We start from the raw sequence: 16,787 nt of genomic DNA, 5'->3' as shown, positions 1-16,787 counted from the left end.
TTCAGGTAGCCTTTTCAGGTAGCCTGCTTATTGCAGCGGAGTTTATAATTGTTTGTATTTTATATGTTTACAGTTTTCAGGTAGCCTCAGATGAGCAATGAAGACATCCGAATCCTTTTGGTGGACGACCATCCGCTGTTCCGGCGCGGGCTGAGTTTCCTGCTGGCGCAGGAATACGGCTTTGAGATTGCCGCCGAAACCGCTGACGGGCTGGAGGGCGTGAAGCTGGCGCGCGTGTGCCGCCCCGATTTGGTGCTGCTCGATGTGGAAATGCCGGTGATGAACGGGCCGGAGGCGCTGGCGCAGATGCTGGATTTCCAGCCCGACCTGCCCGTGCTGATGCTCACCATTTCCGAAGACGCGGCCAACCTGCAAAAATGCCTCGAGCTGGGCGCGCGCGGTTATATCCTGAAAAATGCGGATACCGATTTTCTGGTGGATGCCATCCGGGCGGCGGTGGCGGGGCGGCAAACCGTGTCGCCGGAAATGGCGGCACGCGGCCAAAGCCTGCCGCCGGAGCATTCGGCCGTGCTCGAAGCGCTCACCCAGCGCGAGCGCGACGTGTTGCGCTATGTGGCCGAGGGCATCAGCAACAAGCTGATTGCGCGGCGGGTGTTTGTGTCGGAAAACACGGTGAAGGCGCATATGCAGAATATTTTCCGCAAGCTGAACGTGGACAATCGCGTGCAGGCGGCGGTGTATGCGCGTGAATTAGGGCTGGATAAGGGGGAGTAGGTCTGGGTTTTTCAGGTAGCCTCTGGGCAGCGGGGAGGGCTACCTGAAAATGGTTGCGGCAGACGGGGCGCTCGTTGCCCGCGCGGATAGCCCGCTTGATTGATGCCTGCAATTTTTCAGGTAGCCTCTTGTGAGAAGCAGGCTACCTGAAAACTTTCCGCTTGCCGCGAGCCGAATTGCTTGGAATGTTATGGAAGCTAAAGCGCCCGCACTTGAAACCCGCCGCCCCATCCCTATTTTGCACAGCATCGTTTTTATTTCATTCCATTTAACATCATGAAACAGACCCACGCATTCCAAACCGAAGTCAAACAACTGTTGCAGTTGATGATTCACTCCCTCTATTCCAACAAAGAAATCTTCCTGCGCGAGCTGGTGTCCAACGCCGCCGACGCCTGCGACAAGCTGCGTTTCGAAGCGCTAAACCGCCCCGAGCTGCTGGAAGGCGGCGGCGAGCTGGCCATCACCATCACCGCCAACCGCGAAGCGCGCACCCTCACCGTGGCCGACAACGGCATCGGCATGAGCGAAGCCGAAAGCATCGAACACCTCGGCACCATCGCCAAATCCGGCACCAAAGCCTTCTTCGAGCAGCTCACCGGCGATGCGCAGAAAGACGCCCACCTTATTGGCCAATTCGGCGTCGGCTTTTATTCCGCCTTCATCGTGGCCGACAAAGTCAGCGTGGAAAGCCGCCGCGCCGGGCTGCCTGCCAGCCAAGGTGTGCGCTGGGTTTCCGCCGGCGACGGCGAATTTACCGTGGAGCCGATCGAGCAGGCCGAACGCGGCACCCGCGTTACCCTGCACCTGAAAGCCGACCAAGACGAGCTGCTTTCCGACTGGGCGCTGCGCCGCATCGTCACCACCTACAGCGACCATATTTCCGTGCCCATCTACATGAAAAAAGCGCCGGAATACGACAGCGAAGGCAACCTCAAGCCGTCTGACGAGCTGGAAGTGGTAAACCGCGCCCAAGCCCTGTGGACGCTGCCGAAACAAGACATTACCGACGAGCAATACCAAGAGTTTTACAAACATGTCGCCCACGATTTCGACAACGCGCTGGCCTGGACTCATTTCAAAGTGGAAGGCCTCCAAGACTATACAGGCCTGCTCTACATCCCCAAACGCGCCCCCTACGACCTCTACGAGCGCGACCCCAAGCACGGCGTGAAGCTGTATGTGAAGCGCGTGTTCATCATGGACGATGCCAAAAAGCTGATGCCGCTGTATCTGCGTTGGGTGAAAGGTGTGATCGACAGCAGCGATTTGCCGCTGAATGTGTCGCGCGAAATCTTGCAGGAAAGCAAAGATTTGGATGCCATCCGCGCCGGCAGCGTGAAGAAAGTGCTTTCGCTGCTGGATGATTTGCAGAAAAACCAGCCGGAAAAATACGCCGAATTTTGGCAGGCTTTCGGCAATGCGTTGAAAGAAGGCATCGGCGAAGACTTTGCCAACAAAGACAAAATCGCCGCCCTGTGCCGCTTCGCCAGCACGCACAACGACAACGCCGAGCAAAATGTGAGCCTGGCCGACTACATTTCGCGCATGAAAGAAGGCCAAGACAAAATCTACTACATCACCGCCGACAGCTACGCCGCCGCCAAAAACAGCCCGCACTTGGAAGTGTTTGCCAAGAAAGGAGTGGAAGTGCTACTGCTCACCGACCGCGTGGACGAATGGGTAGTGGGCAGCCTGTTTGAATTTGAAGGTAAACCGTTGGCCAGCGTGGCCAAGGGCGAACTCGATTTGGGCAGCCTCACCGATGAAGCAGAAAAGGCCGAGCAGGCCAAGGCCGAAGCCGCGGGCAAAGACGTGGCCGCTGCCATCCAAGCCGTGCTGGGCGACAAAGTGGCCGAAGTGCGCGCCACTTCCCGCCTCACCGAAAGCCCGGCCTGCTTGGTGGCAGGCGAGCACGACATGAGCCGCCACCTGGCGCGGATGTTGGAAGCCGCCGGCGCCGCCGACCAGATTCCCAGCGCCAAACCCACACTAGAAATCAACCCGGGCCATCTTCTGATCCGCAAAATCGCCGAATCGGCAGACGAAGCGCAACGCACCGATTTGGCCGAGCTGGTGTATGAGCAGGCTCTGCTGGCGGAAGGCGGCAAGCTGGACAACCCCGCCGCATTCGTGAAACGGATGAACGGCTTGTTGCTGGCTTTGGATAAATAAACGCTTCCGGCCGAAGTGCCGGGCAAGCAAGAGGCTACCTGAAAAAGTTTACGCGGCAGCAGCCGCATGGCGTTTTCAGGTAGCCTTTAGTGTCAGTGTCTGGCCATATATTGTATGGCTCACAGTATAGTGGATTAACAAAAACGCTACGGCGTTGGCTCGCCTTGCCGTACTACCTGTACTGTCTGCGGCTCGCCGCCTTGTCCCGTTTTTTGTTAATCCACTATATTTTCAGGTAGCCTTTGAGGCTACCTGAAAACTTAGCAGCAGTATCCGTGCAAACAAAAAGAGCCGGAATAATCCGACTCTTTTGTTTTGCCAAAGCTGATTAGCGTTTGGAGAACTGTTTGGCGCGGCGAGCTTTGCGCAGGCCGAACTTTTTGCGTTCCACTTCGCGGGCATCGCGGGTAACGAAGCCAGCCTGAGACAGGGCAGGTTTCAAACCGGCATCGTAGTCGATCAGGGCGCGGGTGATGCCGTGGCGGATGGCGCCGGACTGGCCGGTTTCGCCGCCGCCCACCACGTTCACCATGATGTCGAACGCTTCGGCGTTTTCAGTCAGCACCAAAGGCTGGCGCACCACCATGCGGCTGGTTTCGCGGGCGAAAAATTCGTCCACCGGGCGGCCGTTCACCACAATCTTGCCGGAACCTTTTTGCAGGAACACGCGGGCTACAGAACTCTTGCGACGGCCGGTGCCGTAGTAGTATTTACCGTTCATAATGTCGTGTCCTTAAATTTCCAATACTTTGGGTTGTTGGGCGGCGTGCTGGTGTTCGCTGCCGGCGTACACTTTCAGCTTGCGGATCATGGCGTAGCCCAGGGGGCCTTTGGGCAGCATGCCTTTAACGGCTTGTTCCAGAGCGCGGCCGGGGAATTTGTCTTGCATTTCCTTGAAGGTGCGCTGGTAGATGCCGCCGGGGAAACCGGAATGGCGGTAGTAGATTTTGCCTTCGTTTTTATCACCGGTAACACGCAGTTTGTCGGCATTAATTACGATGATGTAATCGCCGGTGTCCACGTGCGGGGTGTATTCGGGCTTGTGTTTGCCACGCAAGCGACGGGCGACTTCGGCAGCCACGCGACCGAGAACTTTGTCTTGGGCGTCAATGACATACCATTCGCGCTTCACCTCGTGCGGTTTGGCTGAGAAGGTTTTCATAGCAGGAAAATCCAAATTAATATAAGAAAACTTTAATTTTAAAGACTCTGCCGGATGCTGTCAATGTTTATCCTGGGCTGAAATAGAAACGGGAGCGGGGCGGGGCGTAAATGGTGTCTTTTTTGGAACAAGCAGAGCTTGATGGCTGCTAGGGAACCGATAGGGAGGCTACCTGAAAACCAAACTGCAACGAAGTTAAAACCGGTTGGGCCATCAGCCGGAAAGCAGCATTTCCTGCATCAGCTGCATGCCCCATTGCCAGCCGCCGAAGTGTTGGTTGAGGTGGCCGGGTTGCGGGGCGCGCAGCAAACGTGCCTGCCACAGGACGGCTGTTTCCGCTGCCCATGCGGTAGGGCAGCGGGGGTTTTCGCCTTGCCCGATCACGAGGGCGGCTTTGCAGTTGGTGCGGGCGCGTTGCAGGGTGTGCTGCGCATCGTTGGTGTAGGCGGATTGCAGGGGCGAAACGAGGATCATGCCGCGGATGCGTTGCTGGCCGGAAAGGCTGTTTTGAAACTGCCACGCCATCGCCGCCACGGTGCCCGCTCCGTGCGCCACGATCATGGCCTGCTCGGGAATCTGCTGCCAAGCGGCTTGGATGCGGGCTTGCCAACTGGCAATGCTTTCATCGGCGGCGCAGGCAACGGTTTGCACGAGGGGGTAGCTGCGTGCCCAGGTGTCGATCCACATGGGCGGCTCGGCGCGGTCGCGGATAAGGAGCAGGGTGAGGTCGGGGGAGGGCATGGCTGATGGTGCGGGCAGGGGAAACGGGAAGAGATATTGTAAAGCAAGTTGGGCCGGCTAGATGGGTTTGGATGCAGGCTCTGCCGGATTTGTCTTATTAAAGGCGGTATTTTGTTGCGTGGGCAAGGGGCTGGGGCCGTATATTTTGCGGATACTGCTTTGGGCTTCGCAGAAGCCTGCTGCACTTGTTTTTCAGGTAACCTTTGGGTGGCGGTGTGGATAGAACAGGCGGGGGGGCAGTGCTATAATTCCGTGCTGTTTCCCGGCCTGCTTCAAAGTGCTGCCGTTGCGGCGGTTTGGCAGGTGTTTTTGCAAGCTTTTCTATTAGGTTATCCATGCTCACCCACTCCACTATCCTCATCACCGGCGGCACCGGCTCGTTCGGCAACACCTTCGTGCCGATGACGCTGGCCAAATACAATCCCAAAAAAATCATCATCTTCTCCCGCGACGAAATGAAGCAGTGGGAGATGGCGAAAAAATTCCAAGGCGATAAACGCGTGCGCTTCTTCATCGGCGACGTGCGCGACAAAGAACGGCTCTACCGCGCGCTCGACGGTGTGGATTACGTCGTCCATGCCGCCGCCACCAAAATCGTCCCCACCGCCGAATACAACCCCTTCGAGTGTGTGAAAACCAACATCAACGGCGCGATGAACCTGATTGACGCCTGCATCGACAAAGGCGTGAAGCGCGTCGTCGCCCTGTCCACCGACAAAGCCAGCAGCCCCGTCAATCTATACGGCGCAACCAAACTCGCCAGCGACAAGCTTTTTGTGGCCGGCAACGCCTATTCCGGCGAACACGGCAGCCGCTTCGCCGTGGTGCGCTACGGCAACGTGATGGGCTCGCGCGGCTCGGTCATCCCCTTCTTTTTGTCGCAGCGGCACACCGGCGTGCTGCCGATTACCGACCCGCGCATGACGCGCTTCATGATTTCGCTGGAACAGGGCGTGGAGCTGGTGTGGCACGCGTTTGAGGACATGGTGGGCGGCGAAATCTATGTGAAGAAAATCCCGTCGATGAATATTTGCGAGCTGGCCGCCGCCGTCGCTCCCGAGTGCCGTCAGGAAACCGTGGGCATCCGCCCCGGCGAAAAGCTGCACGAGCAGATGATTGGCGCGGAAGATTCGTTCCACACTTATGAATATCCCGAACACTTCAAAATCCTGCCCGCCATCAACGGCTGGGACGAAACGCCCGAGCGCATCAAAAACGGCGTGAAAGTGCCCGAAGGTTTTGTGTATGCCAGCGACAACAATACGGAATGGATGTCGCGCGAGGCATTGCAGGAATGGGTGGCGCAGAATCAGGGGAAAATCGGCGCGATTTGATGGGAAAGGCTACCTGAAAGCGCAGCTTCAACGCAGTTAAAACGATGTCTTGCGAAGCAAGGCAGAGTTTCTGCGAAGCTAAAATGTTTGGATAAGTTTTCAGGTAGCCTGAAACCGTATTACCGTGAAAAAACATGCCGACCATCATGAAAGCTTGGCTGAAAACCATCCTGCTGCCGCATTTGTGTAGCTTACTGCTGCTGGAGTTGTTTGTTCTGCCGCACGCGGTTCCGCTGCTTTGGAGTGGTAAGGCGGCATTGCCCGAAGCACTTTCTGCCTTGTTTTCTCCACTGCTGCTTTGGCTGCTCGGCGGCACACTCGCTTGGCGCGGCGTGTTCGCTTTTCCGAATATGCCGCCCGAATATACCGTTGCCGTGCTGTTGATTATCGCTGCCGCGCTGTTTGCGCTACCTGAAACGGCACACCGCCACAGGCAGGCGGCTGGTGTCGTTTGCACTGTGGTTGTGGTTTGCCTACGGTTTGTTGGTGCTGGGTGCGCAGGGTTGAGAAAATAGGCTGGCTTTGCCGTTTCAGGCAGTTTGTAACCTAAAAAAAGCTATCTGAAAACGAAGTTCAACGGAGCTAAAACAGTTGGACGGATCTTCAGGTAGCCGAATTTTATGATAGAGACTTTAATAAAGGAGAAAACATGTATTCAATGAAGAAGAAAGTCTTTGCCGTATTGTTAGGCGCAACGGCCCTTTCGGCTTGCACATTTGTTACAGTTCAACCAGTTAGTGCTGCCGAAGATATTAAGGAAGTTTGTATTGAAAATAACCCGCGTGTGCAGGTGCGGGATTTTGTTAGTGTGCTGCAAAATCGCTTGGCCTACCACAATATCCAATCGCAGGTTGTGGAGAATAAAGCAAATCAAGGCTGTGTCTATTCTATGACCTATAATGCATTGCGCTCTTGGGACATAACGACTTATCTATCTCATGCCGAACTATATCTTTGGAAAGATGGAAGACAAATTGCGCAAGCGGAATATCATTTGCGAGGAAAGGGAGGGTTTGCGCTCACCAAGTTTGCTTCTACGCGAACTAAGATGGAGCCTGTGATAGATCAACTGTTAGGAAGAAGTGGCGAAATGAGACAAAATATGCCTGCATCCAATATCACACAGCCGCGAGTTTCCCCCGTTCCTATGCAACCAAGACCTCAGCAAATCGAGCAAGCGCAGCCAATGTGAATAGGAGCGTAGGAAGCAGCTATATTTAAGTAAAGAATAATTTTTCAGGTAGCCTGCTTAGAGGCTACCTGAAAACAAAAGCCCATGCCCCTATTCGACTTCACTCTCAAAAACATCAAACAAACCCTGGAATTCAACCATTCCAGCCCATGCTGGTTTTGGCTGACCGACGGCAGCTACAACATCTGCATCAACGGCAAGCGGCTGTTGTCCTACCATCCCGACAGTTTCACCGCAGCAGAACAGGCTCAGCTCAAGCAGCAAGCCCGTAAAAACGGCCTGCCCTTTTGTGAACCCGACTACTACATCGTGCGCCTGTATGAAGACCTGCTGCACGATGCCCTGCCATACACATGGCACAATGTGAGCGAAATAGAACACCAATGCCTGCTCAATCCCGCCGCCCACCGTTTGGCCGATAAAAAACATTGGGATAACCCGATACTTGATGAAGACATCGAACTATTGGAAAAATGTATGTTTCGCTACGGGAATTTCGGCAGCGGCCATATGTTGATGCCCGAATTCCGCGTGTGGCGTTATGCCGATGAAATCTATATTTATTGGAACGGCAAGCACAAAAACGAACACGGCATATCCTACTTTCAGCACACGGGCGAAGCCGTGTTCGTTATCAGCCACCACGATTTTATGCGCGAAGCACACGATTTCCACCATCGCCTGATGAACGCCATGGCAGAGCGCATTCACCAAATCCAAACCGGCTTTCCCGATTTTTATCCCGTTGTTCAAGACATAGCGGATAAAGACGGCACACCGATGGGCGAAACCACCTATGACCTGGCCGGCCTGCTGGCCGAACATCGAGAGCGCGAACGGGAATGGGAGCAGGCGTTGCAAAATAAAAACGCTGGCAACCCAAATTTCGAGCAGGACAATTTGCGTGCCGGCATCCACCTGCGCCAACTGCTCGCCGACAACCCCTATCCGATAGACATCATCCGCATAACGGGTTGTTAAGCCCAAAAACATACAGGCTACCTGAAAATATAAGAAGGCAGCTTGGCCAAACCCCCAACCCGTTTTCAGGTAGCCCGAACCATGCGCCATTCCGTTTTCCTGTTGCTGCTGCTCTCCCTGCCCGCCCGCGCGGGCGGCGATGCGGCGGAAGCTTATATAACTGATATTTCAGGCGGGCAAGGCCGCTACCAATTCGCCGTCCGCCAAGTGGGGCGCACGCTCCGCGCCGACGGCTGCACGCAATACCGCGTCCGCATCATTCCGCCCAACCTCAGCTTTTGGGACAAGCTCGGCATCGGCAAATTGGCTTCCGGCCATCCCACCGCCGCGCAAACCCAAGCCGCCGCCGCGCTGCTGCAACGCCGCGCCGCCGAACACAAACCCGTGCACATCGGCTATCTCGGCGGCGGGCTTGCCCCCGACCCCCGGCAAAAGTGCCTGTACCACGGCACGGGCATGGCGGTGGAAGCGCCCGGCATGGTGATGGTGTACCAAGACGCGCGCGAAGGGCGGTATCCGCATTTGCACAAGCCCTAGTTTGGTTAGCATTTTCAGGTAGCCTGCAATTAGGGAAAGGCTGCCTGAAAACCCGACCTGCCCGACATTTTTTCAGGTAGCCTCCCCCCCCCCAAANGCCGCCTGAAACCCCATCCCCCCAACCAAAGGAGACCCCGAAAAATGATTCCCTACGGCAAGCAAACCATTTCCGAAGCCGACATCGCCGCCGTCGTGCGCGTGCTCCAATCCGACTTTCTCACCCAAGGGCCGCAGGTGCCCGCCTTTGAAGGCAGCCTGAAAGCCTACTGCGGCGCAGCGCACGCCGTGGCCGTCAATTCCGCCACCTCCGCCCTGCATCTTGCCTGCCTCGCCCTCGGGCTGGGCAAAGGCGACACGCTCTGGACCACGCCCATCACCTTCACCGCCTCCGCCAACTGCGCCCGCTATTGCGGCGCAGACGTGGATTTTGTGGACATCGACCCGCACACGCTGAATCTGTCCCCCGCCGCGCTGGAAGCCAAGCTCAAAGCCGCCCAAATTTCAGGCAGCCTGCCCAAAATCGTCGTGCCCGTCCATTTTGCGGGCGAACCCTGCGACATGGCGGCCATTCACGCGCTCTCGCAACAATACGGCTTCAAAATCATCGAAGACGCGTCCCACGCCATAGGCGGCAGCTATTGCGGCGGCAAAATCGGCAATTGTGAATACAGCGACATCACCGTATTCAGCTTCCACCCCGTCAAAATCATCACCACCGCCGAAGGCGGCGCAGCCCTCACCAACCGCCCCGAACTCGCCGCCAAACTCGCCCTGCTGCGCAGCCACGGCATCACCCGCAATCCCGAAGAAATGGTGGGCGAAAGCGATGGCGCGTGGTATTACCAGCAAATCGACCTCGGCTACAACTACCGCATGACCGAGCTGCAAGCCGCCCTCGGCGTGAGCCAGATGACCCACATCGACGAATTCGTATCCCGCCGCCAAGAGCTCGCCGCGCGCTACGACCGCCTGCTCGCCCACCTGCCGCTCATCCTGCCGCAGCGCAATCCGCAAAACCGCTCCGCCCTGCACCTTTATCCCGTGCAAGTGCTGCCTGAAAGCGGCAAAACCCGCCGCCAAGTGTTCGACTTTCTGCGGCAACACGGCATCGGTGCCAACGTGCACTACATCCCCGTGCACACCCAGCCGTATTACCGCCAACATTTCGGCTTCCAAACCGGCGACTTCCCCGCCGCCGAAGCCTATTACGCCGGCGCAATCAGCATCCCGCTGTATTTCGGCCTGACCGAAGCGGAGCAGGACAAAGTGGTGCAAACGCTGGAAGCGGCTTTCAGGTAGCCTTTTCCTGCTTTGCCCGCCCCGCCCGCACTTCTGCCGAAAGGACAATCATGAGCAAACAAACATTATGCATACTGCTGGCCTGCGCTGCCTTGTCCGCCCGTGCCGAGCCTGTGCCTGCGCCAGAGCAGGAGCGCGGCTACGCACTGATGGTGGCGGCCATGCTGGGGCAGGCGCATCAGGTATTGGTGCGCTGCGGCCTGTCGCAGGAAAACGACCCCTTTTTTGCCGAGGGCAACCCCATCCAGCAACACATGGCGGCGCATATGCGGCGCATCGCGCCCGAAGACCAAGCCTTCCCGCAAACGTTTTATCAGGCCTACTAAAACGCCTTCCGCCAGCCCAACCCCGATTTCTCGCCCGAAAAATGCCGGCAGTTGGACGCGGAAGCCGTGAACCGGGAAAAACAGCGTTTGCTGGAACGCTTTGCCGCACCGCGCGGCAGATAGCGGCTTGAGGCAGCTTGGAGGCGCAAAAAAGGCTACCTGAAAATTTCAGCTTCGCAGAAACTTCGCTGCGCTACGCTTTCAGGTAGCCTTTTCGCACCGCCGCACGCCGGCTAAATCGAATAATCGTCTTTCAGCAGATGCTTATACGCATGCAGATACGAAGCCGCCACAAACGCCGTGCCGCCGGCCACGTTGCCCAAAAACACGGGCAGCATGCTGGCGGCAAACTGCCCCCACGACACATCCGCCCCCGCAAACATCCCCGCCGGAATAATAAACATATTCGCCACAAAGTGTTGCAGCCCAATCAGCACAAAAGTCATCACCGGAAACCACATCGCCAAAATCCGCCCCGAAGTCTGCTTCGCGCCGAAATAAAACCAAATCCCCATGCACACCATCCAGTTGCAGGCCACGGCCGACACAAACGAGCGCCCGAAGCCCATGCCCACCTTGGCCTCGGCAATCGCCACCGTTTTCGCCGCCGCCACCCCCTCGGCCAAGCCCACATAGTGCCCGAGGAAATACGCCATACACAGCGCGCCCGCCAAATTGCCCAGGCTCACCACCATCCAGTTGCGCGCCAGGTGCGACACCTTGATTTTTTTGCCAAACCAGCCCAGCCCCATCAGCATCATATTGCCTGTGGCCAGCTCGCCGCCGCCAATCAGGATGCAAATCAGGCAGATGGGGAACACCGCCGCACCCAGCAGGTTGGCCAGCCCCGACCATTCCGGCGGAATGCCGGTTACCACTTTCAAAAACGCCAAATAGCCGAAGCCCACATAGCCGCCGCCCAAAAAGCTCAAAATTGCCAGCGTTTTCAGGCTGGAGCCCGATTTGGCCTGCGCTTTCTGCAAAGAATCCTGCAAAATTTCATGGGGGTAGAAGTCGCGCAAATGTTCCGGTTTCACCGCATTCATGGTTTGTCCTCAAGGGCAATGGAAAGCCGCGCACTGTATCAAGCGCGCGGCTTTCTATGAAAGAACGATTGCTTTTATGGAAATGGCTGCCGGTTATAAGCAAAAGGCGGGGCGTTTGCCGGCAGCCGCCAAAGCGCGGAAAGGCTACCTGAAAACCGGAATGCCCGTTTTCAGGTAGCCTTTTCTGGTTTGCCCGAGTGCTAGTCGAAGGCCTGCACCAGCGCGAAGCGCGCCACGCGCCCATGCTCCGTTTCCACTTCTTCCGCAAACATCGCCAGCGGCCGCACCCACACGCCGTAGTCGCCGTAGAGCGCGCGATACACGGCCAGCGGCTCTTCCGTTTCGCTGTGCCGCGCCGTGTGCAGCAGTTCGTAGAGCCGGCCTTTGTAGTGGCGGTAGAGGCCGCGCGGCAGGGGGTGGGGCTTGGTCATGGGGATTTCCTGCGGTGGTGTAGAATGACGGCGGATTATATAGCGAAAACCGTTTCAGGTAGCCCCAATCTCCCGCCATGTCTGATTTCTCCCTGCTCGCCGCGCTGTGGCTTTCCGCCTTCACTTCGGCCACGCTGCTGCCCGGCACTTCCGACGCCGCGTTTGCCGCTTTTTTGTGGCAACGCCCCGAAGCCGCGTGGGCGGCATGGCTGGCGGCGGGCAGCGGCAACACGCTGGGCAGCCTCACTTCTTATTGGCTCGGCCGCAGGCTGCCCGAACGCGCGGGCAAACTTTCGCCGCGCGCGGTGCGCCTGTTGCGACGGCACGGCGCATGGCTGCTGCTGTTGGCCTGGCTGCCCCTGCTGGGCGACGCGCTGCCCTTGGCCGCAGGCTGGCTGCGCCTGAACGCATGGGTTTGCGCGGCGGCGTTGGCCGTCGGCAAGTTTGCCCGCTATGCCCTGATTTGGCAGGCGGCGGGGTGGTTGTTGTGATTGGCAGCTGCCCGCAAGCGTTTTTCAGCCGCGAAGAATGGCAGGCCGTGGAAAACTTTGCCGCCGCCCTGTTTACCGCACAATTGGCCACACATTCCAGCCACACCGCCAAGCTGCCGCCATACCGACTGCTCGAAGAGTTTGCCGCCAGCAGCATCAGCATCCGGCCCCTGCTGGCGCACTGACTGCACACCGACACGCCCCACGCCGTGCTGCACTACGCCCACGCCGTTGCCCGCCACAATTGGGGCAGCCCGAACACAGCGAAAATACCCTGCACAGTTGGATGGCCGACGCCGCCCACCGCACCCTGTTTGCCGAGCGGATACTCCGCGCCGTAAACGACATCGCCACCCTGCCCGAACACCTGCGCCGCCAGCGCTACGGCCAAGATTGGCAGCCAATGCTGACCTATTTGGAGTATGCTTACGATTGGATAGTGTATTGAAAAGTTTCAATATTGATCAGCCTTCTCCCACAGCTTTTCAGGCAGCCCCGAGCCTTATCCGCAGCCGCCCGAAAGGCTACCTGAAAAAGGAACAGCCATGACCCTGCAACGCACCCTCGAACGCCGCCGCTCCGTGCGCCACTATGCCGACACCCCCATCGATGCCGACACCGTGCGCCAATGCCTGCGCCTCGCCCAACTCGCCCCCAGCAGCTCCAATATGCAGCTCTACGAGTTCTACCACATTACCGACCCCGCCGTGTTGAAGCAGCTTGCCGAAGCCTGCCTCGGCCAAAAAGCCGCCGCCACCGCACCGCAAATGGTGGTGTTCGTTACCTGCCAAGACCTGCACCGCAGCCGCGCCCAAACCGTGCTCGATTTCGAGCGCGGCAACATCCGCCGCCACAGCCCGCCCGAAAAACAGGCCAAACGCATCCAAGCAGAAGAAGGCTACCGCACCAAGCTCATGCCCTTTGTGTATGCCCGCTGCTTCGGCCTGCTCGGCGCGTTGCGCAAAACCCTGTTTCACCTCGTCGGCCTGTTCCGCCCGATGATGCGCGACGTGTCCGAAGCCGATATGCGCGTGGTGGTGCACAAAAGCTGCGGCTTGGCGGCGCAAACCTTCATGCTCGCCATGGCCGAAGCCGGCTACGACACCTGCCCGATGGAAGGGCTCGACAGCAGCCGCGTCAAACGCATCCTAAACCTGCCGCGCGGCGCGGAAATCAACATGGTTGTGTCCTGCGGCATTCGCAAAGAAGGCCACGGCATCTGGGGCGAACGCTACCGCCTGCCGTTTGACGAGGTGTACCGGCATATCTGAGAGGCAAGCCATGAACATCACCGCACTAGACCATTTGGTTTTAACCGTGGCCGATATTCCGCGTAGCATCGCATTTTATACCCGTGTGCTGGGTATGCGAGAAACCACTTTCGGCGATGGGCGTAAGGCGCTGCTGTTTGGCCGCCAGAAGATCAACCTGCACCGGTGCGGTGCCGAAATTACCCCGCATGCCGTGAACCCCGCTTGCGGCAGCGCCGACCTCTGCCTCCTCACCGATACCCCGCTGCCGCAGGTACGGGCCGAGCTGGCCGCCCATGGCATCGAAACCCTTGGCGGCATCGTGTCGCGCACCGGCGCGCTTGGTGCCATTCAATCTGTTTACCTGCGCGACCCCGACGGCAATCTGCTGGAAATTAGCTGCTATGAAGAGGCGGGGTGAAAGCGGCGCTGTCGTTTTGGCTCAAATATTTTCAGCTTCGCAGAAACTCGCTGCGTTTGCGTTTGTTTTGGTAAAACTCGCTGCACTTGTTTTAACTACGTTGAAGCTCACGCTTTCAGGTAGCCTTCGCCATGCTTGCCCAGGCTACCTGAAAATCATCTGCCCACGCTGCACCGCCCGCCCGAAACCCGTGTTGCAGCCACGACGAACCGCGCCCGAATGCGCCGCCGGCCGCTGCGTTTGTTCGCCCAAATCGGCTATAATCCCCGCCTTCTTCCACAGCCTCCGCCCAACCCGGCCAAAGGCTACCTGAAAACCCCGCATCATGACCCTCTGCATCATCCCCGCACGCGGCGGCAGCAAACGCATCCCGCGCAAAAACATCAATCCCTTCAACGGCAAACCGATGATTGCCTATTCCATCGAAGCCGCGCTGGAGAGCGGCTGCTTTGCGCGCGTGGCCGTGTCCACCGACGATGCGGAAATCGCCGCCGTGGCGCGGCAATACGGCGCGGAAACCCCGTTTGAGCGCCCGCCCGAGCTGGCCGATGATTTCGCCACCACCGGTGCCGTGATGCGCCACGCCGTGGCCATGCTTCTGGCCGACGAGCTGCCGGAAAGCGGGCTGCCGCATGTTTCAGGTAGCCTCCGGCCGCCCCTGCCCGAAATCTGCTGCCTGTATGCCACCGCCCCCTTCGTGTGCCCCGCCGACCTGCAACGCGGGCTGGAAACGCTGCGCCGAAGCGGCGGCGACTATGCCTTTTCCGTAACCGATTTCCCTTTCCCCATCCAGCGGGCCCTGCGGCTGAACGGGGAGGGCGGCGTATCCATGTTTCAGCCGGAAAACTTTGCCGCGCGCTCGCAGGATTTGGAGCCCGCCTGGCACGATGCGGGGCAGTTTTATTGGGGCAGCGCCGAAGCTTGGCTGGCGGAAAAGCCGATTTTCAACAGCCGCGCCGCCGCCGTGAAGCTGCCGCGCTACCGTGTGCAGGATATTGATACGCCCGAAGATTGGGCGCGGGCAGAAGTGATGTGGCGCGTGTTGCGGGAGCGGGGGGAATGAAATTCCTCATCCGCGCAGACGCTTCCCTGCAAATCGGCAGCGGCCACATCATGCGCTGCCTCACGCTGGCGCACGAGCTCTCGCGGCGCGGCCACGAAGTGCGCTTTATCTGCCGCGCGCTGCCCGGCCATTTGGGCGAAACGATTGAGCGCGCGGGCTTCGGCCTGGTGTTGCTGCCCGTGCCGCCGCAGGCCGGAAGGCTACCTGAAAATCGTGATGCGCCCGAACAGAACGCAGCAACGCACTCCCCCCAGCCCGCCCACGCGCATTGGCTGCCCGTGTCGCAGGCGCAGGATGCCGCCGACTGCGTGCCGCACATCCGCGCCTTTGCGCCGGATTGGATTATCTGCGACCACTACGCGCTCTCCGCCGAGTGGGAACAGATCGCCCGCGCCGCCGCTGGCAGCCGCCTGATGGCGATAGATGATTTGGCCGACCGCCCCCACGCCGCCGATTTGCTGCTTGACCAAAGCCTCGGCCGCCGCCCCGCCGACTACACCGGCCTCGTGCCTGCCGCCTGCCGCCTGCTCACCGGCACCCGCTATGCCCTGTTGCGCGAAGAGTTTGCCCGATGGCGCGAAAAGAGCCTGGAGCGCCGCGCCGCCCGCGCCGGGAAAGGCGGCCTGCGAAATATTTTGCTGAACCTCGGCGGTGTGGATAAAGACAATCACACGCTCGCCGTGCTCCGGGCGCTTTCAGGTAGCCTGCCGCAAGGTTGCCGCGTTACCGTGGTGATGGGGCGTACCGCGCCGCACACCGAGGCCGTGCAGGCCTTTGCTGCCGCCGCGCCGTATCCCTGCCGCGTGCTGGTGGGGGCGGATAATATGGCCGAGCTGATGGCCGAAGCCGATTTGGCCATCGGCGCGGCGGGCAGCACTTCGTGGGAACGCTGCTGTTTGGGCTTGCCCACCATCATGCTGGTGTTGGCGGCAAACCAGCGCGGCGTGGCCGAAGCCTTGCAGCAGGCTGGCGCGGCGCGGGTGGCGGGGCTGGATGATTTGCCCGCCGGCCTGAGCCGCCTGCTGGCCGAGCTGCCCGCCGTGTGGGCGGAGCAGGGCAAACGTGCCGCCGTGCTGTGCGACGGGCGCGGCGCCATCCGTGCGGCCAATCATTTGGCCGATTTCACGCCGGCCGTGCTGCGCGCCGCCTGCCCCGAAGACTGCCGCCGCCTGTTTGAATGGCGCAACCATCCCGACATCCGCCGCTTTATGTTCGATAGCGCGGAAATCGCCTGGGATGGCCATCAGGCTTGGTTTGCCCGCCAGCTGGCCAACCCCGATTTCGCCATGCTGCTGTATGAAGCCGGCGGCGCGGCACAGGGCTATGCCTGCTTCAAGCATCTGGGCAACGGCATCGCCGAGTGGGGCTTCTATCTCGCGCCCGATTGCCCGCGCGGCCAAGGACACGGCAGCAGGCTGGGGCGGCTGGCGTTACAATACGCCTTCTCCCGCCTGAGTCTGTGCGAAGTGTATGGCCAAGTGCTGCCGCACAACGCCGCCAGCCTCGCCTTGCACCGTCGTCTTCGTTTCCGAGAAGCGGATGAAGGAGTGGGGCGGGCGCAGCTGTTTGTGCTGCCTGCCGAAGAGTTTTTGTATTGAACGTC

21 protein-coding genes are annotated in these 16,787 nt (G+C 59.1%); 16 read left to right on the top strand and 5 right to left on the bottom strand.

Annotated elements, in window-relative coordinates; genetic code table 11:
* Positions 1 to 90: 90 nt before the first annotated feature.
* Together A7P95_RS01125 and htpG are read left to right on the top strand one after the other, a co-directional pair.
* Complete coding sequence (locus tag A7P95_RS01125) at positions 91 to 735, top strand: response regulator (RefSeq protein WP_067589883.1); 645 nt, start codon at positions 91 to 93, stop codon at positions 733 to 735.
* A gap of 276 nt (positions 736 to 1,011) precedes the next feature.
* A complete protein-coding gene (gene htpG / locus A7P95_RS01120; protein WP_067589880.1) occupies positions 1,012 to 2,910 on the top strand; it encodes a molecular chaperone HtpG in 1,899 nt (632 codons plus the stop codon).
* 328 nt (positions 2,911 to 3,238) lie between these two features.
* Here the strand turns inward: htpG and rpsI are convergent, their stop codons facing one another.
* The 3 genes from rpsI to A7P95_RS01105 form a co-directional block, all read right to left on the bottom strand.
* Entirely contained in the window at positions 3,239 to 3,631 is a 393-nt protein-coding gene (gene rpsI, locus A7P95_RS01115; RefSeq protein WP_067589877.1) for a 30S ribosomal protein S9, read from the bottom strand.
* Between the two features lie 12 nt (positions 3,632 to 3,643).
* Positions 3,644 to 4,072: a 50S ribosomal protein L13 gene (gene rplM, locus A7P95_RS01110; protein WP_067589874.1), complete on the bottom strand. Its 429-nt coding sequence runs from the start codon at positions 4,070 to 4,072 to the stop codon at positions 3,644 to 3,646.
* A gap of 213 nt (positions 4,073 to 4,285) precedes the next feature.
* Entirely contained in the window at positions 4,286 to 4,813 is a 528-nt protein-coding gene (locus tag A7P95_RS01105) for an alpha/beta hydrolase (RefSeq protein ID WP_067589871.1), read from the bottom strand.
* 335 nt (positions 4,814 to 5,148) lie between these two features.
* On the opposite strand from A7P95_RS01105, the gene pseB reads away from it, so the two are divergent.
* The 7 genes from pseB to A7P95_RS01070 all read left to right on the top strand — a co-directional run bounded on the left by pseB (position 5,149) and on the right by A7P95_RS01070 (position 10,482).
* Positions 5,149 to 6,147, top strand: a complete 999-nt coding sequence (gene pseB, locus A7P95_RS01100) for a UDP-N-acetylglucosamine 4,6-dehydratase (inverting) (RefSeq protein ID WP_067589868.1) — start codon at positions 5,149 to 5,151, stop codon at positions 6,145 to 6,147.
* A 134-nt stretch (positions 6,148 to 6,281) separates the two neighbouring features.
* Entirely contained in the window at positions 6,282 to 6,662 is a 381-nt protein-coding gene (locus A7P95_RS01095) for a hypothetical protein (protein WP_067589865.1), read from the top strand.
* A gap of 143 nt (positions 6,663 to 6,805) precedes the next feature.
* Positions 6,806 to 7,339: an Sbal_3080 family lipoprotein gene (locus A7P95_RS01090; protein WP_179945886.1), complete on the top strand. Its 534-nt coding sequence runs from the start codon at positions 6,806 to 6,808 to the stop codon at positions 7,337 to 7,339.
* 84 nt (positions 7,340 to 7,423) lie between these two features.
* Complete coding sequence (locus tag A7P95_RS01085; RefSeq protein WP_067589859.1) at positions 7,424 to 8,320, top strand: DUF5984 family protein; 897 nt, start codon at positions 7,424 to 7,426, stop codon at positions 8,318 to 8,320.
* A 42-nt stretch (positions 8,321 to 8,362) separates the two neighbouring features.
* Positions 8,363 to 8,857 carry a hypothetical protein gene (locus A7P95_RS01080; RefSeq protein ID WP_225747833.1) on the top strand — a complete coding sequence of 165 codons (495 nt, stop codon included), beginning with the start codon at positions 8,363 to 8,365 and terminating at the stop codon, positions 8,855 to 8,857.
* 141 nt (positions 8,858 to 8,998) lie between these two features.
* Positions 8,999 to 10,156 (top strand): UDP-4-amino-4,6-dideoxy-N-acetyl-beta-L-altrosamine transaminase, encoded by a 1,158-nt coding sequence (pseC, locus tag A7P95_RS01075; RefSeq protein WP_067589853.1) that lies wholly within the window; start codon positions 8,999 to 9,001, stop codon positions 10,154 to 10,156.
* 50 nt (positions 10,157 to 10,206) lie between these two features.
* Complete coding sequence (locus A7P95_RS01070) at positions 10,207 to 10,482, top strand: hypothetical protein (protein WP_067589850.1); 276 nt, start codon at positions 10,207 to 10,209, stop codon at positions 10,480 to 10,482.
* Positions 10,483 to 10,715: 233 nt separating this feature from the next.
* On the opposite strand, the gene A7P95_RS01065 is transcribed toward A7P95_RS01070, so the two are convergent.
* Entirely contained in the window at positions 10,716 to 11,528 is an 813-nt protein-coding gene (locus A7P95_RS01065; RefSeq protein WP_067589847.1) for a formate/nitrite transporter family protein, read from the bottom strand.
* Between the two features lie 200 nt (positions 11,529 to 11,728).
* Complete coding sequence (locus A7P95_RS01055; RefSeq protein ID WP_067589842.1) at positions 11,729 to 11,959, bottom strand: DUF1653 domain-containing protein; 231 nt, start codon at positions 11,957 to 11,959, stop codon at positions 11,729 to 11,731.
* Positions 11,960 to 12,036: 77 nt separating this feature from the next.
* Here A7P95_RS01055 and A7P95_RS01050 point away from each other — a divergent pair, with 77 nt between their 5' ends.
* From A7P95_RS01050 to pseG, 7 genes are all read left to right on the top strand, one after another.
* Positions 12,037 to 12,450: a YqaA family protein gene (locus A7P95_RS01050; RefSeq protein WP_067589840.1), complete on the top strand. Its 414-nt coding sequence runs from the start codon at positions 12,037 to 12,039 to the stop codon at positions 12,448 to 12,450.
* Complete coding sequence (locus tag A7P95_RS01045; RefSeq protein ID WP_067589835.1) at positions 12,438 to 12,635, top strand: hypothetical protein; 198 nt, start codon at positions 12,438 to 12,440, stop codon at positions 12,633 to 12,635. Before A7P95_RS01050 ends, A7P95_RS01045 begins: the two co-directional genes overlap by 13 nt.
* A 101-nt stretch (positions 12,636 to 12,736) precedes the next feature.
* Entirely contained in the window at positions 12,737 to 12,898 is a 162-nt protein-coding gene (locus A7P95_RS11415; RefSeq protein ID WP_156503454.1) for a hypothetical protein, read from the top strand.
* A 97-nt stretch (positions 12,899 to 12,995) separates the two neighbouring features.
* The gene (locus A7P95_RS01040) at positions 12,996 to 13,721 is read left to right on the top strand and encodes a nitroreductase family protein (RefSeq protein WP_067589832.1); all 726 of its coding nucleotides are present in this window, start codon (positions 12,996 to 12,998) and stop codon (positions 13,719 to 13,721) included.
* Positions 13,722 to 13,731: 10 nt separating this feature from the next.
* Positions 13,732 to 14,121 (top strand): VOC family protein, encoded by a 390-nt coding sequence (locus A7P95_RS01035; RefSeq protein ID WP_067589831.1) that lies wholly within the window; start codon positions 13,732 to 13,734, stop codon positions 14,119 to 14,121.
* A 325-nt stretch (positions 14,122 to 14,446) separates the two neighbouring features.
* Positions 14,447 to 15,184, top strand: a complete 738-nt coding sequence (gene pseF / locus A7P95_RS01025; RefSeq protein WP_067589826.1) for a pseudaminic acid cytidylyltransferase — start codon at positions 14,447 to 14,449, stop codon at positions 15,182 to 15,184.
* Positions 15,181 to 16,782 carry a UDP-2,4-diacetamido-2,4,6-trideoxy-beta-L-altropyranose hydrolase gene (pseG, locus tag A7P95_RS01020; RefSeq protein WP_067589823.1) on the top strand — a complete coding sequence of 534 codons (1,602 nt, stop codon included), beginning with the start codon at positions 15,181 to 15,183 and terminating at the stop codon, positions 16,780 to 16,782. Before pseF ends, pseG begins: the two co-directional genes overlap by 4 nt.
* The last annotated feature ends 5 nt before the right edge of the window (positions 16,783 to 16,787 follow it).

It is taken from the genome of Eikenella longinqua (assembly GCF_001648355.1).
Lineage (GTDB): Bacteria > Pseudomonadota > Gammaproteobacteria > Burkholderiales > Neisseriaceae > Eikenella > Eikenella longinqua.
This window is presented reverse-complemented; position numbering and strand designations above follow the sequence as displayed.